The 25,340-nt window shown below is 58.6% G+C and carries 26 protein-coding genes; 18 read left to right on the forward strand and 8 right to left on the reverse strand.

The genetic code is table 11. The annotated features are described in order from the left end of the window. Positions 1-5: 5 nt before the first annotated feature. The 7 genes from ACR0NM_RS06815 (at position 6) to ACR0NM_RS06845 (ending at position 7,425) form a co-directional block, all read left to right on the forward strand. On the forward strand, positions 6-689 hold the full coding sequence (locus ACR0NM_RS06815; protein ID WP_480613736.1) for an adenylate kinase: 684 nt from the start codon (positions 6-8) through the stop codon (positions 687-689). Between the two features lie 182 nt (positions 690-871). Then, positions 872-1,156 (forward strand): DUF4212 domain-containing protein, encoded by a 285-nt coding sequence (locus ACR0NM_RS06820; RefSeq protein ID WP_010439512.1) that lies wholly within the window; start codon positions 872-874, stop codon positions 1,154-1,156. A 5-nt stretch (positions 1,157-1,161) separates the two neighbouring features. Continuing rightward, on the forward strand, positions 1,162-2,946 hold the full coding sequence (locus ACR0NM_RS06825) for a sodium:solute symporter family protein (RefSeq protein ID WP_170393349.1): 1,785 nt from the start codon (positions 1,162-1,164) through the stop codon (positions 2,944-2,946). Positions 2,947-3,053: 107 nt separating this feature from the next. Continuing rightward, the gene (locus ACR0NM_RS06830; protein ID WP_480613738.1) at positions 3,054-4,877 is read left to right on the forward strand and encodes a DUF294 nucleotidyltransferase-like domain-containing protein; all 1,824 of its coding nucleotides are present in this window, start codon (positions 3,054-3,056) and stop codon (positions 4,875-4,877) included. A 27-nt stretch (positions 4,878-4,904) separates the two neighbouring features. Next, a complete protein-coding gene (locus ACR0NM_RS06835) occupies positions 4,905-5,423 on the forward strand; it encodes a hypothetical protein (RefSeq protein WP_170393351.1) in 519 nt (172 codons plus the stop codon). A gap of 2 nt (positions 5,424-5,425) precedes the next feature. After that, positions 5,426-6,838 carry a 3'-5' exonuclease gene (locus ACR0NM_RS06840; protein WP_170421193.1) on the forward strand — a complete coding sequence of 471 codons (1,413 nt, stop codon included), beginning with the start codon at positions 5,426-5,428 and terminating at the stop codon, positions 6,836-6,838. 86 nt (positions 6,839-6,924) lie between these two features. Further along, positions 6,925-7,425, forward strand: coding sequence for a flavin reductase family protein (locus tag ACR0NM_RS06845; protein ID WP_480613741.1), 501 nt, complete (start codon positions 6,925-6,927; stop codon positions 7,423-7,425). Here ACR0NM_RS06845 and ACR0NM_RS06850 read toward each other — a convergent pair. The 3 genes from ACR0NM_RS06850 to ACR0NM_RS06860 are packed head-to-tail and all read right to left on the reverse strand — an operon-like array spanning position 7,422 to position 9,654. After that, positions 7,422-7,901 (reverse strand): DUF6505 family protein, encoded by a 480-nt coding sequence (locus tag ACR0NM_RS06850; RefSeq protein ID WP_170662265.1) that lies wholly within the window; start codon positions 7,899-7,901, stop codon positions 7,422-7,424. The two genes, ACR0NM_RS06845 and ACR0NM_RS06850, sit on opposite strands and share 4 nt — an antisense overlap. Continuing rightward, positions 7,898-8,596 carry a biotin/lipoate--protein ligase family protein gene (locus tag ACR0NM_RS06855; RefSeq protein ID WP_170510430.1) on the reverse strand — a complete coding sequence of 233 codons (699 nt, stop codon included), beginning with the start codon at positions 8,594-8,596 and terminating at the stop codon, positions 7,898-7,900. The genes ACR0NM_RS06850 and ACR0NM_RS06855 overlap by 4 nt, the downstream gene beginning before the upstream one ends. Further along, the gene (locus ACR0NM_RS06860) at positions 8,593-9,654 is read right to left on the reverse strand and encodes an Mrp/NBP35 family ATP-binding protein (protein ID WP_480613743.1); all 1,062 of its coding nucleotides are present in this window, start codon (positions 9,652-9,654) and stop codon (positions 8,593-8,595) included. Before ACR0NM_RS06860 ends, ACR0NM_RS06855 begins: the two co-directional genes overlap by 4 nt. Positions 9,655-9,786: 132 nt before the next feature. Here ACR0NM_RS06860 and ACR0NM_RS06865 point away from each other — a divergent pair, with 132 nt between their 5' ends. Continuing rightward, on the forward strand, positions 9,787-10,515 hold the full coding sequence (locus ACR0NM_RS06865; protein WP_170405173.1) for a cytochrome c family protein: 729 nt from the start codon (positions 9,787-9,789) through the stop codon (positions 10,513-10,515). Here ACR0NM_RS06865 and ACR0NM_RS06870 read toward each other — a convergent pair. Beyond that, entirely contained in the window at positions 10,509-12,464 is a 1,956-nt protein-coding gene (locus ACR0NM_RS06870) for a 4Fe-4S binding protein (protein ID WP_480613937.1), read from the reverse strand. The genes ACR0NM_RS06865 and ACR0NM_RS06870 overlap by 7 nt on opposite strands. Positions 12,465-12,714: 250 nt before the next feature. On the opposite strand from ACR0NM_RS06870, the gene ACR0NM_RS06875 reads away from it, so the two are divergent. The 10 genes from ACR0NM_RS06875 to ACR0NM_RS06920 all read left to right on the forward strand — a co-directional run bounded on the left by ACR0NM_RS06875 (position 12,715) and on the right by ACR0NM_RS06920 (position 21,870). Next, positions 12,715-13,269 carry a DUF3305 domain-containing protein gene (locus ACR0NM_RS06875; protein WP_170393358.1) on the forward strand — a complete coding sequence of 185 codons (555 nt, stop codon included), beginning with the start codon at positions 12,715-12,717 and terminating at the stop codon, positions 13,267-13,269. Continuing rightward, the gene (locus tag ACR0NM_RS06880) at positions 13,266-13,847 is read left to right on the forward strand and encodes a DUF3306 domain-containing protein (protein WP_170393359.1); all 582 of its coding nucleotides are present in this window, start codon (positions 13,266-13,268) and stop codon (positions 13,845-13,847) included. The genes ACR0NM_RS06875 and ACR0NM_RS06880 overlap by 4 nt, the downstream gene beginning before the upstream one ends. 4 nt (positions 13,848-13,851) lie before the next feature. Next, entirely contained in the window at positions 13,852-14,463 is a 612-nt protein-coding gene (locus ACR0NM_RS06885; RefSeq protein WP_170405167.1) for a molecular chaperone TorD family protein, read from the forward strand. Positions 14,464-14,519: 56 nt separating this feature from the next. After that, positions 14,520-14,708 (forward strand): ubiquinol-cytochrome c reductase iron-sulfur subunit N-terminal domain-containing protein, encoded by a 189-nt coding sequence (locus ACR0NM_RS06890; RefSeq protein ID WP_170393361.1) that lies wholly within the window; start codon positions 14,520-14,522, stop codon positions 14,706-14,708. A gap of 105 nt (positions 14,709-14,813) precedes the next feature. Further along, the gene (locus ACR0NM_RS06895; RefSeq protein WP_170393362.1) at positions 14,814-17,708 is read left to right on the forward strand and encodes a formate dehydrogenase subunit alpha; all 2,895 of its coding nucleotides are present in this window, start codon (positions 14,814-14,816) and stop codon (positions 17,706-17,708) included. Between the two features lie 11 nt (positions 17,709-17,719). Beyond that, positions 17,720-18,313, forward strand: a complete 594-nt coding sequence (gene fdh3B / locus ACR0NM_RS06900; RefSeq protein WP_037307340.1) for a formate dehydrogenase FDH3 subunit beta — start codon at positions 17,720-17,722, stop codon at positions 18,311-18,313. A gap of 73 nt (positions 18,314-18,386) precedes the next feature. Beyond that, a complete protein-coding gene (locus ACR0NM_RS06905) occupies positions 18,387-19,595 on the forward strand; it encodes a formate dehydrogenase subunit gamma (RefSeq protein ID WP_170421178.1) in 1,209 nt (402 codons plus the stop codon). Continuing rightward, positions 19,596-20,858, forward strand: a complete 1,263-nt coding sequence (locus tag ACR0NM_RS06910) for a c-type cytochrome (RefSeq protein ID WP_480613745.1) — start codon at positions 19,596-19,598, stop codon at positions 20,856-20,858. A gap of 13 nt (positions 20,859-20,871) precedes the next feature. Then, positions 20,872-20,997 carry a hypothetical protein gene (locus tag ACR0NM_RS06915; protein WP_255612119.1) on the forward strand — a complete coding sequence of 42 codons (126 nt, stop codon included), beginning with the start codon at positions 20,872-20,874 and terminating at the stop codon, positions 20,995-20,997. Then, positions 20,998-21,870 carry a substrate-binding domain-containing protein gene (locus ACR0NM_RS06920; RefSeq protein ID WP_480613747.1) on the forward strand — a complete coding sequence of 291 codons (873 nt, stop codon included), beginning with the start codon at positions 20,998-21,000 and terminating at the stop codon, positions 21,868-21,870. It abuts the gene before it with no gap. A 39-nt stretch (positions 21,871-21,909) separates the two neighbouring features. On the opposite strand, the gene ACR0NM_RS06925 is transcribed toward ACR0NM_RS06920, so the two are convergent. The 4 genes from ACR0NM_RS06925 to ACR0NM_RS06940 form a co-directional block, all read right to left on the reverse strand. Further along, positions 21,910-22,725, reverse strand: a complete 816-nt coding sequence (locus ACR0NM_RS06925) for an ABC transporter substrate-binding protein (protein ID WP_480613749.1) — start codon at positions 22,723-22,725, stop codon at positions 21,910-21,912. Between the two features lie 22 nt (positions 22,726-22,747). Next, positions 22,748-23,482 (reverse strand): ATP-binding cassette domain-containing protein, encoded by a 735-nt coding sequence (locus tag ACR0NM_RS06930; RefSeq protein WP_170626031.1) that lies wholly within the window; start codon positions 23,480-23,482, stop codon positions 22,748-22,750. After that, the gene (locus ACR0NM_RS06935) at positions 23,475-24,188 is read right to left on the reverse strand and encodes an ABC transporter permease (RefSeq protein WP_480613751.1); all 714 of its coding nucleotides are present in this window, start codon (positions 24,186-24,188) and stop codon (positions 23,475-23,477) included. Before ACR0NM_RS06935 ends, ACR0NM_RS06930 begins: the two co-directional genes overlap by 8 nt. A gap of 161 nt (positions 24,189-24,349) precedes the next feature. Further along, positions 24,350-25,339 carry an ABC transporter substrate-binding protein gene (locus tag ACR0NM_RS06940; RefSeq protein ID WP_170393369.1) on the reverse strand — a complete coding sequence of 330 codons (990 nt, stop codon included), beginning with the start codon at positions 25,337-25,339 and terminating at the stop codon, positions 24,350-24,352. Position 25,340 lies beyond the last annotated feature (1 nt).

Below are 25,340 nucleotides of genomic sequence, written 5' to 3' on the forward strand. Positions count from 1 at the left end.
ATGTGATGGACGCTGCCACGACCATATCCCCCGCTGTTCTGATCCTTCTCGGCCCTCCGGGCGCCGGGAAGGGTACGCAGGCTCGTATGCTTGAGGAGAAGTTCGGGCTTGTACAACTCAGCACCGGTGATCTGCTGCGCGACGCGGTCGCCGCAGGTACCGAGGCTGGTAATGCTGCCAAAGCGGTTATGGAGGCAGGCGATCTTGTCAGCGACGGCATCGTCATCGCGATCCTGCGCGACCGCATGGCAGAACCGGACTGCGCCAAGGGCGTCATACTAGATGGTTTCCCCCGGACCACAGTCCAGGCCGAGGCTCTTGATGGTCTGCTCGCGTCTTCAGATCAGAAGATCAACGCGGCCATCAGCCTTGAAGTTGAAGACGCCGAGATGGTGACGCGGATTTCGGGTCGCTACACCTGCGCTGGATGCGGTGAGGGCTATCACGACACATACAAGCATCCCGTCGAAGACGGCAAATGCGACAAGTGCGGACACACAGAATTCAAACGCCGCGCCGACGACAATGCCGAGACGGTCGCGTCGCGTCTGGCGGCCTATCACGCGCAGACCGCACCGCTGATTGACTACTATCAAGCCCAGGGCGTGCTGAAAGGCATCGATGCCATGGGCCAGATCGACGACATCGCACAAGACCTTCACGGGATTGTCGGCGAGGTCATGAAATAAGGGGAGGAGATAAGCCCTAGGGCTTTGATCCTAAATCAGAATACTTCAATGGACCCGCCCTGGCGGACCAGAGAAGTTATGCCTGACGTCACGGGGCGTTTGGCACAACCGAGAAGCGGCCCACCGCACTGGAGGAGTTGGGCAATGGGCCGCCAATGAGGGAAGCGAAGGAGGAACCCGCGATGGCGGATCATTCAACAAACTCCGCGCAGACTGCTGAAGCCGACAAGGGCTATTGGCAGGCCAACCTGCGCCTCATCTACATCAGCCTCGCGATCTGGGCGCTGGTGTCGTTTGGATTCGGCATTCTGCTGCGTCCGCTGCTGTCCGGCATCGCCGTTGGCGGTACAGATCTGGGCTTTTGGTTCGCTCAGCAAGGATCGATCCTGGTCTTTCTGGTGCTGATCTTCAACTACGCCTGGCGCATGAACAAGCTCGACGCTGAGCACGGCGTGGACGAGGAGTAATAGGCATGGATCAGTTTACCATCAACCTGCTGTTTGTGGGCGCGTCTTTTGCGCTTTACATCGGCATCGCGATCTGGGCCCGTGCGGGTTCCACATCGGAATTCTATGCCGCCGGTCGCGGCGTTCATCCGGTCACCAACGGTATGGCGACAGCGGCGGACTGGATGTCTGCGGCCTCGTTCATCTCGATGGCGGGCCTGATTGCCTTTACCGGCTACGACAACTCGACCTTCCTGATGGGTTGGACCGGTGGCTACGTGCTGCTGGCCCTGCTGCTTGCGCCCTACCTGCGTAAGTTCGGCAAGTTCACCGTGTCGGAATTCATCGGCGATCGTTTCTACAGCCAGACTGCACGTATCGTTGCGGTGATCTGTCTGATCGTTGCGTCGGTGACCTACGTGATCGGTCAGATGACCGGTGTTGGCGTGGCCTTTGGTCGCTTCCTCGAAGTGTCCAACACTACAGGTCTGCTGATCGGCGCCGGCGTTGTGTTTGCCTACGCAGTGTTTGGTGGGATGAAGGGCGTGACCTACACTCAGGTCGCTCAGTACTGCGTGCTGATCACCGCTTATACCATCCCGGCCATCTTTATCTCGCTGCAGCTGACCGGCACGCCTGTTCCGGCGCTGGGTCTGTTTGGTGACACCGCCAGCGGTGAACCCCTGCTGACCAAGCTGGACGCCATCGTGACCGAGCTGGGCTTTAACGACTACACGGCCCACCACTCGAATACGCTGAACATGGTGCTGTTCACCCTGTCGCTGATGATCGGTACAGCTGGTCTGCCGCACGTCATCATGCGCTTCTTCACCGTTCCCAAAGTGTCTGACGCACGTTGGTCGGCAGGCTGGGCGCTGGTCTTCATCGCTCTGCTGTACCTGACGGCTCCTGCTGTTGGTGCAATGGCGCGCCTGAACATCACCGACATGATGTGGCCCAATGGTGGCATCGAAGGTGGCGCTGTTTCGGTCGAAGAAATCGACAACGATCCGCGTTATGACTGGATGGCCACGTGGCAGAAAACCGGTCTGCTGGATTGGGAAGACAAGAACGGCGACGGCAAAATCCAGTACTACAACGACAAGTCGGAAGCCATGACCGCGATCGCGGAAGAAAAGGGCTGGGTTGGTAACGAACTGACCAAGTTCAACCGCGACATCCTGGTTCTGGCCAATCCTGAGATTGCCAACTTGCCAGGTTGGGTGATTGGTCTGGTCGCTGCTGGTGGTCTTGCGGCTGCTCTGTCAACCGCTGCGGGCCTGCTGCTGGCGATCTCGTCGGCTGTGTCCCATGACCTTGTCAAAGGTGCAATCAACCCGTCGATCTCTGAAAAGGGTGAACTTCTGGCGGCACGGATTGCCATGGCTGTAGCCATCGTCGTTGCAACCTATCTGGGTCTCAACCCTCCGGGCTTTGCGGCACAAACCGTGGCCTTGGCCTTTGGTCTGGCAGCAGCCTCGATCTTCCCGGCGCTGATGATGGGGATCTTCTCGACCCGCATCAACAACACCGGCGCGGTTGCAGGTATGCTGGCTGGTCTGACCGTAACCCTGGTCTACATCTTCCTGCATAAGGGCTGGCTGTTCATTCCGGGCACCAACTCGTTCACCGATGCTGATCCGCTTCTGGGTCCGATCAAGTCGACCTCGTTCGGCGCCATCGGTGCGATGATCAACTTCGGCGTTGCCTACGTCGTTGCCGGTATGACCAAAGAGACTCCGCAGGAGATCAAAGATATGGTCGAAAGCATTCGCATTCCCCGTGGTGCGGGCGCAGCTCAGGATCACTGAGTGTGATGCGGTCGGCGGCTCTTGTCTTCGATCGCATCTTTCGACTTACTGTTCCCGCCCGGCACACCACCGGGCGGGATTTTTTATTCGGAACTCCGGAGAGCTAAATGCCCCTGTCCCATGACGAAATCACCCGGTTTCTGAAGTCTGTACACCCCTATGACTCGTTGCCCCATGATGCTTTGGACGATCTGGCCAAGCAGATCGAAGTGCGCGAAGTCGATGCCGATGGCAGCATTTACCAGCTGGGCAACGCTCTGCCCGGCGTCTTTGTGATCTATGAAGGACAGGTAGAAATTACCGATGAAAACGGCGCTGTCGTTTCGCATCTGGGATTGCGCAATTCTTTTGGTGAGCGCGGATTGCTGAAGGACGGCAAAGCCGCCACACATGCGCGCGCGCACACGCCGTCAGTGTTGATCGTGTTGCCGCCAGACCTTGTGAAAAACCTGATCGAAGGTCACGATGTGGTGTCCAAGTTCTTTAACCGTTCACGCGGTGGGCGGAGCGGACCGCAAAGCCTGGCTACCAGTGCAATTGACGTGCTGATGGCTCGTGACCCTGCCACCTGCCCGCCCGATACTCCGGTTCAAAACGCCGCGCAGATCATGCGCGACCGCCATATCTCATCGCTTTGCGTGACCAAAGGGGACAGATTGTTGGGTATCGCAACCCTCCGCGATATTTCCGGCAAATACGTCGCCGAGGCGATGCCCGCTGACACCGCGGTTTCGGCGATCATGACCGCCGATCCAATCATTCTTGCCCCGACAGATATCGGCTCGGACGTATTACACGTGATGATGGAACGTGGCATCGGTCATATTCCAATTTCCGAGGCCGGTAAGCTGGTCGGAATCGTAACCCAAACCGACCTCACCCGCTATCAGGCGGTCAATTCTGCCGAGTTGGTAGGACGAATTGCCCGCGCCGACAGCCCGCAAGAGATGGCTCAAGTCACCGCTGAGATACCACAACTGCTGGTCCAACTCGTAGCGGGCGGCAACCGGCACGAGATCGTTACACGGCTGATCACCGACATCGCAGACACTGCGACGCGGCGGTTGCTGGCACTGGCTGAGGCTGAACTGGGTGCGCCGCCAGTGCCCTACTTGTGGCTTGCTTGCGGCTCGCAAGGACGGCAGGAACAGACCGGAGTTTCTGATCAGGACAATTGCCTGATGCTAGATGACAGTGTGGCGGTCGGTGATATGGCCTACTTCGCTGCGCTGGCCAAATTCGTCTCAGACGGGCTGGATACCTGCGGTTATTTCTATTGCCCCGGTGACATGATGGCGACCAACCCTCGCTGGTGCCAGCCCGTGCGTGTCTGGCGCGAGTATTTCAATGGCTGGATTGCCAAACCCAACCCTGAGGCGCAAATGCTGGCCTCGGTGATGTTTGACCTGCGGCCCATCGGAGGGTCCTTCGATCTGTTCACCGACCTGCAGGCCGATACGCTGGCGGCAGCCAATGCGAATTCGATCTTTGTCGCGCATATGATTTCGAACTCACTGAAACACACGCCTCCTCTGGGCCTGCTGCGTGGATTCGCCACCATACGTTCGGGTGAGCATCGCAATACGCTCGACCTCAAGCATAATGGCGTGGTGCCTGTCGTGGATCTGGCACGCATCTACAGCCTGCAGGGACAATTAACCGAAGCGAACACCCGCGCCCGTCTTAGCGCCGCCGAGGCTGCGGGTGTGCTCAGCGCGTCCGGCGCACGCGATTTACTGGACGCATATGACCTGATCGCTGAGACCCGATTGGAACATCAAGTGCGTCTGGTCAAATCCGGGGATGCACCGGACAATTACCTGCCACCCGCTGAATTGTCGGACTTTGAGCGAAGTCATCTCCGCGATGCCTTTGTCGTGGTAAAAACCATGCAATCAGCGGTTGGCCATGGCAAAGGAATGCTGGGTTAAGAAACTGGAAATGAACGGAGAAATCACATGTTTCTGGAACTGATCGGCACGATTTTTGCAGGCTTTGCCTTTGCGGGTGTCGTGATGGTGGTGAACAAGCTGACCGGGGGCCGCTTGCCCAAATGGGCCGCGCCGGTTGCGGCAGGTGCGGGGATGATCGGTATGACGATTACCAGCGAGTATTCTTGGTATGACCGTACGCGCGACCAACTGCCCGACAGCCTCACCATCGTGCAGGAGGTGGAAAGCCGCGCCTTCTATCGTCCATGGACGTATGCCGTGCCCTTTGTCGACCGCTTTGCTGCAATCGACGCCACATCGGTACGCACAAATGCCAATTTGCCGGACGAGCGTCTGGTCGATCTTTACTTCTTTGGACGCTGGGCACCGGTCTCGAAGATGCCGGTCGCTGTAAACTGCGCCGAAAACAGCCGCGCCAACCTGGCAGACGGGGCCGAATTCGCCGATGACGGACGTTTGCTGAACGCCAGCTGGATCAAGATCGACGCTGAAGATCCGGTAATCGAGGCAACCTGCGGGGTCTGACTATGTTGAACCATCTGAGCCTGCGCCTGAGGGTGTTCCTGTTCTTCCTATTACTTGCGGCAGGAGGGCTGATCATCAGCACCCTGGCTTTGTGGGTCGGTTATCAGAGGGCAAGTGATCCCGCGCTTATGGATGCGTTCATCTTCGCAGAGATACTGATCGCGTTTGGAATGTTGGCGCTGGTTGCCGGAGTCTGGCTTCTTTTTGATGATAACGTTGCAAAACCAATCGAGCGGCTCTCGGCCCAACTCCGGGCGCGCGCACACGCCGGGGTCAGCACGGATCTGGACCTTCAAGCGGCGCGCTATTTGGGCGATCTGGCTCCCGCCGCCGCTGGACTGGCCGAACAACTGGCTGCCAACGCCATGACCACGGCTGAGGCCGTGGCCGCGGAAACGGCCCATCTGGCCTCGGAAAAACAACGTCTAACGGCGCTGCTGACCGAGATTCCGGTTGCAATGCTTTTAGCCGGACCGAAGCATCAGATCGTTCTCTATGACGCGCAGGCGGCTGAGGTTCTGGCACAGATCGCACATCCCCGGTTGAACGCGTCGCTGTTTGACTATCTCGAAGCGACGGGCCTGACGGATTCTTATGCGAAGCTGGTCAAGACCGGGAAAGACGTCCATTGCACGCTGACCAGTGTTGATGGGCGGCAATCCTATTCGGCCCGTATGAAACCATTGGGCGATGCCCCTGGTTACATGCTGGTTTTCGATGACAGTGCTGCGCAGATCGACCCCGACGCGGCCCGCCCGCTGGTTTACGATTTCGAACTTCTCGACACACCCGGTGATGACGCGTTTGAAGATAGACCTCTTTTGGACCTCTGCTTCGTAGTCTTTGACACCGAAACCACGGGCCTGCTCCCGCATAAGGATGAGATCGTACAGATCGGTGCGGTGCGCGTCGTAAAGGGTAAGATCGTCGAAGGCGAACGGCTTGATACCCTGGTCGACCCCGGCATCCCGATCCCCCCAGCTTCAACCAAAGTGCATAAGGTCAGCGACCGGATGGTTCAGGGTGCGCCTGATATTGCCGAGGCCGGTCGCAGCTTTCACCAATTCGCTCGTGATGCGGTCATTGTTGCCCACAATGCACCATTCGACATGGCTTTCCTGCGCCGCCATGCCGAGCGTATGGGGGTGGAATGGAGCCACCCCATTCTGGACACGGTCCTGCTGTCGGCGGTGCTGTTCGGGGCAAGCGAAACGCATACGCTGGACGCGGTCTGCGAGCGGTTAGGCATAACCATCCCGGAAGCCTTGCGTCACACGGCTTTGGGCGATGCCGTGGCGACCGCCGAAGTGTTGGTTCGGATGCTGCCGATGCTTACGGCCCGTAATTTGGTGACCTTTGGCGACGTCATCACCGAGACTCGCAAACACGGACGGTTGCTTGAAGACCTGAACTGACCAGAAATTCCTAAAATCACCGCAGCTTTCCGTGGACAATCCCGGCGTCGCGTGGCACCTGAGACAGGCCCATGTACGAGCGCGCGATGATGGAAAAAACTTTCATTCCCAGCCCCGAGCAAAGCCTTGCCTTTCGCGAGGCCCTGGGCTGTTTCGGCACCGGCGTCACCGTTGTGACCACAAATACCTCCGAGGGCCCCGCAGCAATAACGGTGAACTCATTTGCGTCTGTATCGCTGGACCCGCCGCTGGTCCTGTGGTGTCTTGATCGGGATTCGAACCGGTACGACGCGTTCCACAACTGCGAACATTACGCGATCCACGTAATGGCGCAGGACCAGCACGACCAAGCATTGCAATTCGCGCGAAACGGGTTCGATTTTTCCCATGCGGATTGGCAGGAGGATGACGACGGACGCCCCCGACTTGCGGAATGCCTCGCCCGCTTCGATTGCCGCCTGTCGGCCCGTCATGAGGCAGGTGACCACCTGATCCTTGTTGGTCATGTTGAACAGGTCATGCATCGCCCAGGTCAGGGGCTGATCTTCAAGCGCGGACAATTCGGCGGCTTCGCCGATCTGATCTAATCGTCCAGCGAGCCGTGGACGGCCAACGCTTCAAGTTGCGTCTCTTGCGGGGTGATCACGCGGAATGCCTCGTGCACCCCTGCCCCCGTCAGCTCTCGGGCGACGGTCAGCAATGTGTTCGGGGCATGATCTTCGCACAGCTCGGACATATGTGAGATTTCGGCCTGCGCCACTTCTAACGCGGCTTCAACCGAAGGCGCGCCGTAGAATTGCACGAAATGCTCGGCCAGATATTGCGTGATCTGGTTAATCTCGGCCTGCTCGACCTGTGTAACGGCAACAAATGTAACGCGCCCGAAGGTTTCAAGCCCCAGCCATCCATTGGCAAAGGCCTGACGCGCCTTGCCTTCCAGATCAGCCTCACTCCAGTTCGAAAACTCGAATCCGCCCGAGATGCACCATTCACCGGTTCTTGCGGGTGAATGAAACACGTTCATATCGCTTTCATCAAAATGGATAGCACGGGCGAGTTTCATCTGGCGGTCTCCAATAATTCTGTCAGCGGGCGTAAATGTGTGTCCGCGCCGTCGCGGATCAGCATACCGAAGCGCTCATCGGTGCCCAGAAAGACACCCCCTTCTCCAATAGGTTCTCCGACACCGCGCAGTAGCCCCATCCACTCAGCGTGAAGCGGCGCGTTACCGTCCTCGTTCCAGCGGTTCAACCAGGTCAACATGTGACGCGACCAGCTCTCGACCAACTGCGTCGCAGAAACCTCGGCGCATCCTTCATCATAGAGCGAGGTAACATCCGGTGTTTCCCCTGGTGCATCGCTGGTTTGAAGCAAGGCCAGTTCCCAACCAACGATCAGCCAATCGGGAACCTCATCCACCTCGGCAGACGACGCTGCAACTTTTATTGTCCCACATTTTGCACCGTTTACACAGATCAGCCCATCCCAACCCAAGTGCACCGCGACCTCGGGTGGGGCCAGCGCGCCCAGCGCATTCTGGAACCCGACAGCACAAAGCGGCAGCATCGCCATAGCATCCCGCAACGGAACCTCGGGCGCGAATACAATCGCAACGCGCAGACGATCCGCCTGAATATTGTGGACCACAGTTCCCGCGTCACAGCCCAGCGCTGCCATCGCCTGGGCACGCTCGAACGGGTCTTCGCCAGCCTTGGCAGGTTGCCCTTTGAGCAATGGGGGAAAGACCGGCTGGGTCACGCGTTGCCCTTGGCAACCATGTCGCGTGCGATCTTGCGGAAGGCTTCGGCCTGCGGGCTGTCGGGCTTGCTGACCACGATGGGGGCGCCACCGTCGGCGGCAACACGGATATCCAGATGCAGCGGAATTTCCCCCAGCAACGGCACGCCCAGCGCCTCGGCCTCGGAAGCCACACCGCCATGACCAAAGACATGCTCTTCATGCCCGCAATTGGAACAAATATGCGTCGACATGTTTTCGATCATGCCAACAATGGGGGTTTTGAGCTGGTTGAACATATCGATCCCCTTGCGGGCGTCGATCAGGGCCACGTCCTGCGGGGTTGAGACGACAATGGCTCCATCCACCTGAAACTTCTGGCTCAGCGTCAGTTGAACATCACCGGTTCCGGGGGGCAGATCAACGATCAACACATCCAATGCGCCCCATTGCACCTGACTCATCATCTGCTGCAAGGCGCCCATCAGCATGGGGCCGCGCCAGACAACCGCCTGCCCTTCGTTGGTCATTAACCCCATCGACATCATGGTGACACCGTGATTGCGCAGCGGCAGGATCGTCTTGCCATCTGGGCTGGCCGGTCGCCCCGACACACCCAGCATCCGGGGTTGTGAAGGGCCATATACGTCTGCGTCCAACAGGCCTACGCGACGGCCTTCAGCAGCCAGCGCGCAGGCAAGGTTGGCCGACACGGTGGACTTGCCCACGCCACCCTTGCCCGACGCAATCGCGATGATCCGGTCCACACCGGGAACGGCCTGTGGTCCGGTTTGTGAGGGCTTGGGCTTGGGCTTCAAATCAGGCGGCGCCTTGTCCGAATGCGCGGTCAACATTGCCGAGACCTTGGAAACACCATCAACCATCTGCGCCGCCTGTTCGGCTGTGGCGCGTACGGGCTCCATCTTCTCGGCCTGTTTGGGATCGATCTCCAGCACAAACCGAACGGTATCGCCTTCAACATTCAATGCACGCACGATACCCGCGCTCACAATATCCTGACCAGAAACCGGATCGGTAATCTTCTTTAAGTTCGCTAGAACTACATCACGGATGCTCATGCCGTCTTCCCCTTGATCCGCCCCACGCTGGGCGCCTTGCGTATCGACAGAATATAGTCGCCGCTCATTGCATGTGTCTCCGTCTCATTTTGTACATTTGACGCATCGGGTCAGCCGCCGTTAGGCTTAACCATGCGCTTTGTCCTGTTGTGCCTGAGCCTGACGCTCACCGCCACCCCCTCTTGGTCGCAAGAGGCATTGGGCCTTGCCGCCCCGGATGAGGTGACAAACTCAGGTCTTTTGCAACATATTCTTCCGCGCTTTTCTCTCAAGACCGGAATACGTGTTGTTGCGGATGAAAGCGGCGTCATGTCACTGGCCCCGAGTTCGCCCGGCGATCCGGTCTTTGCCCGTGACGGGGTGGTCTATCATCTACGAATCGACGACAGCGCCAAGCAGGTAAGGTTTCGTGAATGGCTACTTTCCGACATTGGCAGACGGACGGTTGAAAACTTCATCCCCGACGAGGGCACGCCCTTTAGCGCAAGTTTCGAAACTGCCACTGTTACCAAAGAGGTCGTGGTCGACGGAAACGCGCTGCTTGGCGAAGATCTGTCGATGACCCATTGTGGCCGGTGCCACGTAATTGGCCCAAAGAATCGGATGAACGGGCTGGGTTCGACCCCGTCTTTCGCAGTGCTGCGCGCAATGCCCGACTGGTCGGAACGGTTTCAGGCGTTCTTTGCCCTGAACCCACACCCAGCTTTCACGCAGATCGAGGGCGTCACCGAACCTTTCCCGCCCGAGCGTCCCTCGCCGATCCATCCGGTCGAGATGAGCCTGGATGACCTCGAAGCAATTCTGGCTTTCGTGACCGCCATGCGCGCCGCCGATCTGGGCGCGCCACTGCAACTTCAGTGATCCTTGCGCTTTGAAAGGTAATCATCCGTTGTGACAACCCGTGGTCTGGGGGCGGATTGAAATGGATTGTCAGCGCTATGGAACTGGGCGTTCACCCGGCAATTGTCGCACATCTGGATCATCCGCGCCTGATCCGAGGTCGCGAACATCGGATGTGTGCCCGACAACTTTTCCATGATCCGCTCAACCGTTGATTTAACGCCAAACGCTGCGCCGCATTCGACGCATTCAAAGGGTTCCTCTTCATTCAGCACCTGTTGTGACAGCGCTTGGTCGCTCAGATCAAGCTGGGGCACTAGTGTGATCGCCTGTTCTGGGCAGATCGTTCGGCAAATCCCGCATTGCAGGCAGGCGTCCTGCTGGAAATTCAACTGCGGCTTGTCCGGGTTATCGATCAGCGCCCCCGATGGGCAAAGGGACACGCAACTCAGGCACAATGTACAGGTGTCGGTATTCACTGCAATCGCGCCATAAGGTGCGCTCTCGGGCAGGGCCAGCGGCACCTCGACCTCCGGGTTCAAAGCCTGCGCCGCCAGACGCGCTATTTGACGACGATTACCCAGTGGAAGCACCGGATCAGCCAATGGCTGCAGAACATCTTGCGCATAAAGCAGATCTGCCAGCGCATCCGGGTCGGTTTCATCGATCAGACTCAGCGCGTCGTACTCTGCGATTGCCAGAGCCAGCTCTAATTCACGATCAAGCGCGTCCCGTTCGGTCTTGGGGCTAATCAGGATATCGGCGCGCGCAAAGCCATGCGCCAGCGCTGCGAGCATCTCGGCATGTCCAAAGCCCGAAACCACATTCAGCTCCAGCGGAATGACATCCGCTGGCAGTCCCCGTCCAAACCGGGCCGCCATCCGGATCATCTGCGCCCCATGGGCGTCGTGCACCAGTAATCGCGGTGCAACGCCGCCCGCGCGCCGGAAGGTCCGGGCCAGTATGTGCATCCGCGACAATACCGCCGACACCGGAGGATCTTCATATGTAATGGCAGTCGACGGGCACAACGCCGAACACTCACCGCACCCAGCGCAAATCATCGGATCAATGGCTACATGATCGCCAGCCGGTGTGATCGCACCGGTCGGGCAGACGTCCAGACAGTTTGAACACCCCGTTTGTTCCGCTCGCGAATGGGCGCAAAGCGTCTCATCCAATCGGACATAGAGCGGTTTTTCAAAGGTCCCGACCAGTTGCACCGCTTCAAAAGCAAGACGCGCGACGGCCACCGCATCGCGGGGATCAGCGCGCAAGTACCCCTCGCGCTTTTCGGGGGCATTAACCAAAGGTGCTGCTCCGATCAGATCAACAACAATGTCGCAGCGCGACGTTGCACCGTCACGGGGTGCGCTCCAACCAAATTCTCCGCGTCCACAGGGATCTAGTTGCTGCACTTCATCCAGATGCCAAACAAATCCGCCCAGCGCGCCGGTCAGTCTGCGTATTCGTGCGCGCGCAACGTCATAGTTGCGGCTTAGCGGTTCTGCATCGTCAACCAAAAGCACAGTCACGGCCAACACAGCGGACAGCTGTTCGGCCAACGGAAAGACAACCTCTCCGGGCCCCACAATACAGCAGGTACCTTCACTGATGACATCGAAACTTGGAGTCACTGGCTGCGGCAGTAATGCCTCAGCCGCGAGCGCAGCCATTTTGGGGGTTGCATCGGTCCCCTGTTCGGACCAGCCAGCTCGGTCGCGCAGATCGACAAATCCGGGGGCTTCAACACCCAGTTCCTCGGCAAGCTCGCTAAAAACTGCACTTTCCTGAGCGCAAGCAAACACCACCTGCTCATCGCCCGTCATCAACTCGGCGGCAGTTTGAATCTGGCGCGTACAAAGGGCGGTATGCACCTTCGAGCACTCCGTATCGCAGGCTGCAGAAATACCATCTGCGTTCAGGGACTGCGTCCCCTCGCAATCACACAATATGAGCTTGCTGGCCATTTCCCCTCCCGACGCTGCGTTCTGCCCCATCAGCAGCTTAGACCCAATCCGCGCCGAGGCAATGCGAAGCATCAGAGAAAATCCCGATATGTGCATTATTTTTCATCACAAATCGCCATCAAAACCTGAAGTTGGAAATAAACTCTAAGTGAATGTCTCATATTAGGCGAAACTAGACTTGGCAGGTCGCCAATTTATGTAACATAGTACATCAATGGAAGGCAGGGGAGAGCCTTCCGGGGAGGAGCCAGTGGCCAAGGCCGCAAGCCGGACTGAAATGACAATTGGCGTCGTCGTGCGCAGAACACCCGGGGTGACACGCTGGGCGCGTTGGAACTGGCGCGCGGTCGCTGTTTTGCCAGGTGCAAAGCCTGCCGACTGGCAAGAGTTGCGACGTGAAGGTGAGGCCATCGAATACCATGCAGCCACCCTGCCCCTCACCCTCTGGGCCGATGAAACCGAAGCCTACATGGTCAACCTGTCGGACGGTCAACCTTCGCTGTACCTGGTTTTGCGGGATGAGCTGAAAGGCGAAACACCCCTGAATGCCGTATTGATCACCGCCTCACCGTTCGAGGGTCAGGATTATGCGGATACCGGCGAAGAGATCGTTGAGAAGATTCCGATGACCGAAGGGTTGATTGCATGGCTCCGCGATTTCACCCTGCAGCATCATCAGGACGAGGTGTTCATAAAACGTAAACGGGACAAGAAACGCACCGATCTGGTGGAAGACGGCAAGGGCGATGCACGAATCCGGCAGGATTCAGATGTCTACCGGGCTCCGCGTCGGGTGCTGCAATGACCCAGGCCCGCGATTTCTGGTCCCGCCGCAAGGCCGCCGTTCAGGCCGAGACCGAAGCAGAAGCTTTGGCCGCAGAGGAACAGATTATCACAACGCGGCAAGCTGAGTTGGAGGAAAAAAGCGACGCCGAAATTCTGGCCGAGTTTGATCTGCCCGATCCCGACACGCTGGAAGCCGGCGATGATGTCTCGGGCTTCATGGCCAAAGCTGTACCTAACCGTTTGCGCCGCCGCGCCTTGCGGCGCCTATGGCGGTTGAATCCTGTTCTGGCCAATGTCGACGGGCTGGTCGATTACGGCGAGGATTATACCGATGCGGCCTGCGTGATTGAGAACATCCAGACCGCGTATCAGGTTGGCAAGGGTATGTTGGCGCATGTCGAAGCGCTCGCTGCCGAGGCAGAAGTGTCCGAAGCAGAAACAGAAGCTGACATGCCCGAGGCGATCGAGTCAGGTGAAGAACCGATCAACGCCGTCGAACCAGAACCGGAAGCCCCACAGATGGTTGAAATGGAAGAGCCAGAGGAAATCGAACTCCCCCCTGCTCCACGCCGTATGAAATTCGAATTCGAAGGATAACTCTATGACCGCAGACAACGCGCAAACATTGGATATCTCGACTGAGGATCGTCTGCGTGCGGATTTCTATAATTTTCTTGGCCTGCTATTGGCCGGTCCACCCGATCAGTTGCTTTTGGATCAGATGGCCGGGCTAAGCGGTGATGACTCGGTTCTAGGTCAGGCCATTCAGGCAATGGCACGGGTGGCCAAGGTGACCAAGCCTGCCGCCGCAGAGCGCGAATTCAACGCACTGTTCATCGGATTGGGCCGAGGCGAACTGCTGCCTTATGCCTCTTTCTACCTGACGGGATTTCTGAACGAAAAACCCCTGGCGCAGCTGCGCAATGACATGGCCGCGCGGGGCATCACCCGGGCGAAGAATGTTTATGAACCCGAAGACAACATCGCCTCGCTAATGGAAATGATGGCGGGCATGATCGTCGGTCGGTTCGGCGCGCCCGCCACGCTGGAAGATCAAAAGGCGTTCTGGAGCAAACATATCGGGCCCTGGGCCGCGCATTTCTATTCGGATTTGGAAGGTGCCGAGAACTCGGTTCTCTACGCCTCGGTCGGCACGGCTGGTCGGGTGTTCATGGAGATCGAACGTGAAGCCTTTCGAATGACGGCGGCCTAGCCCGCCATTCGCCGGTGCCTTTAGGCACCAAACCGCAATTGGGACAGGAGGAGCCCATGAGCAAGACCAAGGAAGAAGGCGCAACCCGCCGCGACTTCCTGAAACTGGCCGGTACCGCAGCGCCCGCTGCTGTAGCCGCCGCCAGCCTGTCTGGGAAAGCCGAAGCAGCCGAACTGCCGACGGACGAAACCCGGATGCAGGACACCGCGCACACGCGCGCATACCTCGACAGCGCCCGGTTCTGACCCGGACGTAGTCATACCCGACTGACGGTTGCGATTGGCCCTGAAGTCGGTTTCGCGAAGTACCAAGCCAGCCATGGGTTACATGGCCAGCAAGGGAGGAAAGAAATGCTTAGGAAAAAGACCAACGGGGTTGCGAGACGCCCCCAGCGGACAAGTATCCTGTCCCAGGTCGGCGAGAAAACCGTCGATCGCCGCGCATTCTTGCGTGGCTCGGGCCTGACGATCGGCGGCCTTGCCGCGATCAGCGCCACGGGTGGAACCGTGACGCCCGCCAGTGCCCAGACAGCGGCAAACACCGCCGTTGAGAATATCAAATCCGTATGCACTCACTGCTCGGTTGGCTGCACGGTCGTTGCCGAGGTACAGAACGGAGTCTGGATCGGGCAAGAACCCGGCTGGGATAGCCCATTCAACCTGGGTGCACACTGCGCCAAAGGGGCCTCGGTCCGCGAGCACGCCCATGGCGAGCGCCGCCTGAAATATCCGATGAAAAAGGAAGGTGGCGAGTGGAAGCGCATCAGCTGGGAAGAGGCGATCAACGAGATCGGCGATGGCATGATGAGCATCCGCGAAGAATCCGGGCCGGACAGCGTGTACTGGCTGGGGTCTGCGAAGCACAATAACGAACAGGCCTATCTGTTCCGCAAGTTCGCCGCCTATTGGGGCACGAACAACGTGGACCATCAGGCCCGTATCTGCCACTCGACCACTGTCGCGGGTGTTGCGAATACATGGGGCTACGGCGCCATGACCAATTCGTACAACGACATGCACAACAGCCGGGCCATCTTCATCATCGGTGGTAACCCGGCCGAGGCGCACCCCGTCTCGCTGCTGCATATCCTGCGTGCGAAAGAGCAGAACAATGCGCCTTTAATCGTCTGTGACCCGCGCTTTACGCGCACCGCGGCCCATGCGGATGAATATGTCCGCTTCCGCCCCGGTACCGACGTCGCTCTGATCTGGGGTATCCTGTGGCATATCTTCGACAACGGCTGGGAGGACAAAGAGTTCATCCGCACCCGTGTCTGGGGGATGGACCAAATCCGGGAAGAGGTTGCCAAGTGGAACCCGGATGAGGTTGAGCGCGTCACCGGTACGCCCGGCTCGCAGCTGCGCCGCGTCGCACGGACCATGGTGAACAACCGCCCCGGTACCGTTGTATGGTGCATGGGTGGTACGCAGCACACCAACGGCAACAACAACACTCGCGCCTACTGCGTGCTTCAGCTTGCGCTTGGCAACATGGGCACCTCAGGTGGTGGCACCAACATCTTCCGCGGCCATGACAACGTGCAAGGCGCGACAGACCTTGGTGTTCTGTCCCATACCCTGCCCGGCTACTATGGCTTGTCAAAAGGCGCATGGGGTCACTGGGCCCGTGTCTGGGGTGAAGAGCCCGAGTGGCTTGCAGGCCAGTTCGCCACGATCAAGGATAAGGAAGGCAAGGATAAACCGCTGCAGAATGAGCGCGGCATCCCGGTTTCCCGCTGGATCGACGGTGTTCTCGAAGACCCAGCTAACATGGATCAGGACAACAACGTCCGCGCCATGGTTCTGTGGGGCCACGCGCCCAACTCGCAGACCCGGATGACGGAAATGAAGACGGCGATGGAGAAGCTGGACATGCTGGTCGTGATCGACCCGTATCCCACCGTCTCGGCCGTGCTGCATGACCGCACCGATGGCGTCTATCTGCTGCCCGCCTGTACGCAGTTCGAAACCCGTGGCTCGGTCACGGCCTCGAACCGATCGCTGCAGTGGCGGGACCGCGTGGTCGAACCTCTGTTCGAAAGCCTGCCGGACGAGGTCATCATGGCCAAGTTCGCCAACAAGTTCGGCTGGGCGGATCGGTTCTTCCGCAATATCGAGATGGAAGATCCCGAAACCCCGAATGTTGAAAGCATCACGCGTGAGTTCAACAGCGGCCTTTGGACAATTGGCTATACCGGTCAGTCGCCGGAACGTCTGAAAAGCCATATGGCCAACCAGCACACGTTCGACAGAACCACGCTGCAAGCCATTGGTGGCCCCAACGACGGCGAGTATTACGGTCTGCCCTGGCCCTGCTGGGGAACGGCTGAGATGGGTCATACAGGGACACCAAACCTGTATGATATGTCCAAACCGGTGGCCGAAGGCGGCCTGACCTTCCGCGCCCGTTTCGGCGTGGAACGGGATGGTGACAACCTGCTGGCCGAAGGGGTCTATAGCGTTGGGTCGGAAATTCAGGATGGTTATCCGGAATTCACGATGCAGATGCTGATGGACCTTGGCTGGGACGGTGATCTGACGGCTGAGGAACGTGCGGCCATCGACGCCGTTGCGGGACCAGAGACCAACTGGAAAACCGACCTTAGCGGCGGTATCCAGCGGGTCGCGATTGCCCATGGCTGTGCGCCCTTCGGGAACGCAAAGGCACGCGCAGTCGTATGGACCTTCCCGGATCCGATCCCACTGCACCGCGAGCCGCTCTATACAAACCGGCGCGATCTGGTGGAGGACTATCCAACCTACGATGACCGTCAGGCCTATCGTCTACCTACCCTTTATGCGTCGATCCAAAAGAACGACTTTTCAAAGGATTACCCGATAATCCTCACGTCTGGTCGTCTGGTCGAGTATGAGGGTGGCGGCGATGAGACGCGGTCGAACCCGTGGCTGGCTGAGCTCCAGCAGGACATGTTCGTCGAGATCAATCCGCGCGATGCCAACAACCTTGGTATTCGGGACGGATCACAGGTCTGGGTCGAAGGTCCTGAGGGCGGCAAGGTCAAGGTGATGGCGATGCTGACTAACAGAGTCGGCGCCGGTGTCGCCTTCATGCCCTTCCACTTTGGCGGCCATTTCCAGGGCGAAGACCAGCGGCACAAGTATCCTGCCGGTGCAGACCCCTATGTGCTGGGTGAAAGTACCAACACCGCCCAGACCTATGGCTATGATTCAGTGACCCAGATGCAAGAGACCAAAGCGACTCTCTGCAAAATCTGGTCAGCGTAAGGAGGACGATAATGGCTAGAGCAAAGTTTCTCTGCGACGCTGAACGCTGCATCGAGTGTAATGCCTGCGTAACCGCGTGTAAGAACGAGCACGAGGTGCCGTGGGGCATCAACCGCCGCAGGGTGGTGACGATCAATGACGGCAATCCGGGTGAACGCTCGATCTCGGTGGCCTGTATGCATTGTTCGGATGCGCCCTGTATGGCGGTGTGCCCGGTCGACTGCTTCTATCAGAACGAAGAAGGGGTCGTCCTGCACTCCAAGGACCTGTGCATTGGCTGCGGCTATTGCTTCTATGCGTGCCCCTTCGGCGCGCCGCAATACCCGCAGGCGGGCAACTTCGGATCGCGAGGCAAGATGGACAAATGTACCTTCTGTGCTGGCGGCCCCGAGGAAACGCACTCGACCGCAGAGTTCGCCAAATACGGACGCAACCGGATCGCAGAGGGCAAATTGCCCATCTGCGCCGAGATGTGTTCTACCAAGGCCCTGCTCGCCGGCGATGGCGACGTGGTCTCGGCTATTTACCGTGAGCGTGTCGTCGCGCGCGGATTTGGTTCGGGCGCTTGGGGTTGGGGCACGGCCTACGATCAGAAAGACGGCTGACCCCGTCTACTAAAGCAAAACGGATGACCCGCAGATGTGGGTCGTCCTGCATTGGATTTTTATTGAGGTTCCGATGTTGCGCTTATTCATCGCTTTCCTGCTTTCGCTAACGCTGACCCAAGTTGCGGGCGCTCAAACCAGTGAGGGGGCCGCCCCTGCGGATTCGACCGACCGGTCTACAACCGGCGGCGCGACCACGCTTGAGGACATTCTGGCCCGCCAGCGTGGCGAGAAGGTCGACAACAGCTACAGGTCTGAAAACACCGGTCAGGGCAATGTTGAAGGCCTGCTGGGACAGTTCGGCACCCATGGTGTTGCCTCTGACAGTGACGTCTACCGCGCGCTGCGTTACGGATCTGCGGACGTCACCGTTTCATCCCAGGGACCTGCGGACAGCGTGCTGATACAAGACGGCGGCATGTGGTGGTTGAACTTCCGAACTGGCCCGTTGCGTGAATATGGAACCTACATTCTGGGCGGAATGCTTGCGATCATTGTGCTTTTCTTTCTGATCCGAGGAAAAATCCGCATCGACGGAGAAAAAACCGGCCGCACGGTCCTTCGTTTCAACAGTTTCGAACGTTTCGGTCACTGGCTCTTTGCCGGGTCGTTCCTTGTGCTCGGCATCACAGGCCTGCTGACCCTTTATGGCCGCGATTTCTTGATCCCGGTCTTTGGCAAAGAAGGGTTCGCCACTATCGCGCAAGGGTGCAAGTGGCTTCACAACAACCTCGCATGGGCCTTCATGCTGGGACTGATAATCATCACCATAAATTGGATTGCCCATAACATCCCCAACAAGACCGACCTGAAATGGTTGGCCGCCGGAGGGGGCTTGTTCACCAAAGACAGCCACCCACCAGCCAAGAAATTCAATGCGGGTCAAAAGATAATCTTCTGGGCTTGCATTCTACTGGGTGTCTCTATCAGCCTGTCAGGCCTGTCGCTGCTATTCCCGTTCGAGCTGCCGATGTTCGCCAAAACCTTCTCAATCGCCAATTCGACAGGTATTCCGCAGGCGTTGGGTCTGAACCTGCCAGTGCAGATGTCACCGCAGGAAGAGATGCAATATGCCCAAGTTTGGCATGTCATGGTCGCCTACGTGTTCATCGCCATCATCATCGCCCATATCTACCTTGGCTCGGTGGGCATGGAGGGTGCGTTTGACGCCATGGGCACCGGTGAAGTCGAAGAACAATGGGCACGCGAGCACCACTCGCTGTGGCTGGAAGAGGTGCAAGAAAAAGAGGCCGGCAAGGCAGCGGCCTCACCTGCAGAATAGATGCGCTGGCTCGCTCTTGCGCTTGTTTTGACCCCCCTGCCCGCCTGGTCCGAGTTTTTCACGCTCAAAGGCCATGGCGGGCCGATCATGGGGATCGCTTCGGCACCGGATGGGCGCATCGCAACGGCCAGTTTCGACAATTCGGTCGGTCTCTGGACCGGACAGACACCGGAATGGCTGGAGGGGCACGAAGCGGCAGTGAACTCGGTCGTTTTCAATGGCACTGCAATCTATTCTGCCGGGGATGACTTCACCCTCCGCCGCTGGCCCGGCGGGGATGTAGTCGGGCAGCACAAAGGCAAGATTATCGGCATTGCAGCGTCGAAAACTCATATCGCGACGGCCAGCTGGGATGGTACCATCGGCCTGTGGCCGGTGGACGGGTCCGAGCCGACCCTGCTTGGGCCAATCGGCAGCGGGGTGAATGCAGTTGTTTTTACGCCGGACGGAAAGCAGCTTTATTCGGCAGGTGTCGACGGAGCGTTGCGTATCTGGGATGTCGCCAGCGGTCAGGAAACAAATCGCCTGATCGAGCATGGTTTTGGCATCAATGAATTGGTCCTGAACGCACAAGACAACTGGATCGCCTACGGTACCGTCGATGGAGTGACACGCATCCTAAGCCTCACCACCGAAGAAGAACATGACTTTACGTTGGATCGGCGCCCGATCCTCGCCATGGCATTGAGCCCCGATCGCAAGCTGTTGGCTGTCGGTGATGGTGAGGGCTTTATAATGGTCATCGACACGGCTGAATGGCGCATTGCACAAGATTTCCGCGCCACCCTGCGCGGTCCGGTTTGGGCGCTCGCTTTTTCTGCCGATGCTCAAAACCTTCACGCAGGCGGCATTGATGAGGCAATGTACAGCTGGCCCGTTTCAGCATTGGGCGATCGCGAACAGATGGCCGCTGCCGAACCCAGCTTTCTGAAAGACCCAAGCGAGATGGGCAACGGAGAACGGCAATTTGCGCGCAAATGTTCGATCTGTCACAGCCTGACGCCGGATGGGGGTCGACGTGCAGGCCCTACCTTGCACGACATCTTTGGGCGGAAAGCGGGCACATTGCCCGGTTATTTGTACTCGGATACGCTGCAAGACTCTGATATTATTTGGAATGAAGAGACAATAAATGCTCTTTTCGACGAAGGCCCGGACCATTACATTCCGGGGTCAAAGATGCCAATGCAGCGGATCACGCAAGCACAGGACCGGTTAGATCTGGTCGCGTTTCTGCGCAGCGCCACCGCACCGCAGGATTGAGCCGGAGGAGAACATGAAAGCCTTTCTGACCGCCGTCGCCGCGATGGTCGTGATCACTGTCGCCGCTCCTTACACGCTGGATCAATTCGGTTTCAGCGCCGCCGACAAGACGTCCGGTTCGGCTGTACGCCTCGACTGAATGCCGCAATACCTGACCACCCGCGAATTGGCGGATCTGCTGCGCATTGGTGAGCGGAAGGCCTATGATCTGGCATCCTCGGGCGAAATCCCGTGTGTACGCGCCATGGGCAAGCTGTTGTTCCCAAAAGCCGAGATCATAGCGTGGCTCAACGCCTCACGCTCTGGCCCCGATGTCGTCGAACCACCCCTGCCGCCGATCGTGGCAGGTAGCCACGATCCCCTGCTGGACTGGGCTTTGCGGGAAAGCGGCTCTGGGCTTGCGACTTACTATGATGGGTCTTTCGACGGGCTGAATCGTCTTGCGGAGCGCAGCGCACAGGCGGCGGCCTTGCATATCCACGAACCAGAAGGCTTCAACACTCAGACCCTGCGCGACACGATTGGCGAAGCACCTGTGATCCTCTACCAGATTGCCAACCGGCAGCGCGGCCTGTTGCTGGCACCCGGCACCTCGGACATCTCGGGGTTTCAGGATCTGAAAGGCAGACGGATCATTCTGCGTCAAGACAGCGCCGCCAGCCAGCGTCTGTTCGATGCACTGCTCGGCGCCCACGGTCTGGGTCGTGATGATCTGAACACCCTGCCTGTTTGCGCCCGCACAGAAGAAGAGCTGGCCACCGCCCTGCGTGACGGCAAGGCAGAGGTTGGTTTTGGCCTCGGTGCACTGGCGCGCCCGTATGGGCTGAGTTTCATGCCCACCCATTCCGAGCGTCTGGACCTTGCAATCTGGCGCCGCGCCGTCTTCGAGGCCCCCATGCAGACGCTGACCCAGTTTTTGAAATCCGAGCGTTTTATCGAACGCGCTGATGAACTAGGCGGCTATGATCTCGCAAATCTGGGTCGGATCCACCACAACGGCGCCAGTGGCTGATCCGTCGTCCATTCCTTGTTGCGCCAACCCGAGGCGAACTTACTGTGCGTTTGGAAAAAACAACTGCTCACCATCCAGCGTGTAAGACGCAATCGCCGCCTGTCCATCAGGACCGGTCAGCCAGTCGATGAACCTCTGCCCGGCAGCGGCGCGGACGCCTGTGTGCTTTTCAGGGTTCACAAGGATTACACCATATTGGTTAAACAGGCGCGGATCGCCCTCGACCAAGACCTCCAGATTGCCCCGGTTTCTGAAGGATAACCAGGTTGCCCGGTCGGTCAGAGCATACGCGTCCATGCCGCTGGCCACGTTCAGCGTTGCCCCCATCCCCGATCCGGTCTCGCGATACCAAGTCCCCGACGCCGCCGTCGGGTCAACGCCTGTCGCCTCCCAATTGCGCATTTCGGCTTTGTGGGTCCCGCTGTCATCCCCGCGCGAGGCAAAGGGTACCTTCGTTTCGGCCACAGCTGTCAAAGCGGTTGTAATGTCGTTGCCCCCGGCAATTCCGGCCGGATCAGATTTTGGGCCAACCAATACAAAATCATTGTACATGACATCGAACCGTTCGACGCCCCAACCGTCTGCCACAAACTGCTCTTCGGCGGGCTTGGAATGAACCAGAAGAACATCGCCATCGCCGTTGATTGCGTTCCGGATCGCCTGACCGGTCCCGACGGCCACAACCCGTACGTCGATACCGGTTTCGGCCTCGAACCCCGGCAGGATATAGTCCAGCAGACCCGAATTCTGCGTCGAGGTCGTTGATTGCACAACGATAAAGGGTTCTTCGGCCAAACCTGCGCCTGCGGTCAGCCCAAGCGCGACAATTGATGCCCGAACGAAATCAGGGATCATTCGAAGTCTCCATCTCTGTTAATCAGGTTACCAGACCGCCAGCAAGATACCGGCGCGACTCGTTGCTTTTTGGGGTTTCCAGCACCTGCTGTGCCCCCCCATGTTCAACCACATGCCCTGCCTGCATCATCACGATGTCAGATGCCAGGCGCCGCGCCTGCCCGATGTCATGCGTCACCATCACGATGCGCACACCCCGGGCCGAGGCACGCAGGACCATCCGCTCGATCATCTGCATGGCGCTTGGATCCAATGCGCTGGTGGGTTCGTCCAGAAACAAGGTCCTGGGGTCCAAGGCCAACGCGCGCAGGATCGCCAACCTTTGCGCCTCGCCACCAGACAGCGAACGCGCGGATTGACGTGCCTTGCCATCCAGTCCACCTTCGGCCAGCAAAGCTTCGATACGATGCCTGCGCAAGGCACGGGGCATCGATTTCCGCTTTAGCACAAAGTCCAGATTGGCCGCGACCGAGCGGCGCAGCAGCACGGGGCTTTGAAACACCATCGCCTGCCGCGCTTTGTGGGCTGCATTCAACACAACACCGTCCTGACAGACACGCCCGCTGTCGGGTTGAATCAGACCATGCAGACAACGCAGCAACAGACTTTTGCCAGCGCCGTTTGGACCCAAGATCATGGTCGGACCCGGGCCATCCAGGCACAAATGCGGGACATCGAGCAGCACCTTGCCTTCGCGTGCAATGTGCAACCCTTGGACCTCTAACATACCCGGCGCCTCGGTCACGACATCACGCATGGCGCAGCCCTTCCCGCTCGGCCCGCAGGGTCAACGCGCTGACCATCGCGTTTACCGCCACGGCCAAACCGATCAGGATCACACCCAAGGCCAGCGCCAGCGCCAAATTCCCCTTCGAAGTCTCAAGCGCAATCGTGGTCGTCATCACACGCGTCACGTGATTGATATTGCCGCCGACGATGATCACTGCGCCTACCTCGGCGATTGCCCGGCCAAACCCGGCCAGTAATGCGGTGACCAGAGCCAGACGCGCGTCCCACAACAGCACCGGGATCGAAGCCAACCGCGATACGCCGAGCGAGCGGAGCTGTTCAGAATACTCTTCGGCCAGCATCTCGACCACCTGCCGGGTAAGTGCGGCCATGATCGGCGTCACCAGCACCACCTGCGCTATGATCATTGCGGTGGGTGTGTAGAGAAGTTCCAGCACCCCCAAAGGACCGGATCGGGACAACATCAGGTAGACCAGCAAACCGACGACGATTGGCGGGAACCCCATCAGAGCGTTCACAAGGATAATCAGCGCCCGCCGTCCCGGAAACCGCGCGACGGCCAAAGCTGCCCCAATAGGCATCCCGATGACCGCCGAAATCAGAACAGCAAAGATCGAAACACGCAGCGATAACAACACAATTGCCCACAGCTCTGCATCCCCTTCGAGGATCAGCGAGAGCGCTTGGGTGATTTCTGATGCAAATTCCTGCATATCCTACCATTCATGCCGTATGCTGTGACAAAATGCTATAAATTACAGGGAAATACTAAAGGTTCTGTCCAGCAAGTACAGGCACAAATTCGACATTCAAAACTAAGAACGCGGCCCCGTCAGGGCCGCGTTTGATTGGCACGTCTTTTGCTGTAGCTGGCTCAGTTCAGCGCAGCGTCGGTGATCTGATGTGTCCATGCCCCTTCAGGCTTTTTGGTGATAACCGGATCAGATCCGCCCGCCAGCAGGGTATCAACCGTGCGGTCGAAATCGGCTGGATCCAGCGCCCCGTTCGACCCTGCGGTCAGCTTGGCAATCTCGCCCATCATGCGCTTTTGATGCTCCTCGGTCTGGGCACCGGTCGCATCGTTTTCGAGAACGATCTCAGCGGCTTCATCCGGGTTCTCTTCGGCGTATTTCCAACCCTTCATCGAGGCACGGACAAACCGTTCCATCTTGTCGGTGAAGGCCGCATCGCTCAAATTTTCTTCAAGCACATATAGACCATCCTCAAGCGTGGCGACGCCCTGATCTTCGTATTTGAAGGTTACCAGTTCTTCGGGCGTGACACCGGCATCAATGACCTGCCAATACTCATTGTAGGTCATGGTGCTGATGCAATCGGCCTGACGCTGCAGCAGCGGGTCGACGTTAAAGCCTTGTTTCAGCACTTCGACACCGCTGTCGCTTTTGCCATCGGTACCGATTCCCAGCTGACTCATCCAGCTCATGAACGGGAATTCGTTGCCGAAGAACCAGACTCCCAGCGTGCGATTTTTGAGATCTTCAGGCGAGGCAATCCCCGCATCTTTCCAGCAGGTCAGCATCATGCCCGAGCTCTTGAAAGGCTGCGCGATGTTCACCAGAGGCAGACCCTTTTCGCGCGCGGCAAGTGCAGCCGGCATCCATTCCACCGTAACGTCTGCTCCACCACCTGCGATCACCTGTGTGGGCGCAATATCAGGACCACCGGGCAGAATGGTGACGTCCAGCCCCTCTTCTTCGTAGAACCCTTTGTCTTTTGCCACATAATAGCCCGCAAACTGCGCTTGCGTGACCCACTTCAATTGTAGTGTCACCTCATCCGCAGCAAGTGTCGCACTGGCTGCCAGGCTAAAGGCCGCAACCGCCCCACTGAGTAGCTTCTTCATC

The sequence above is a fragment of the Ruegeria sp. AF2 genome (assembly GCF_056542025.1).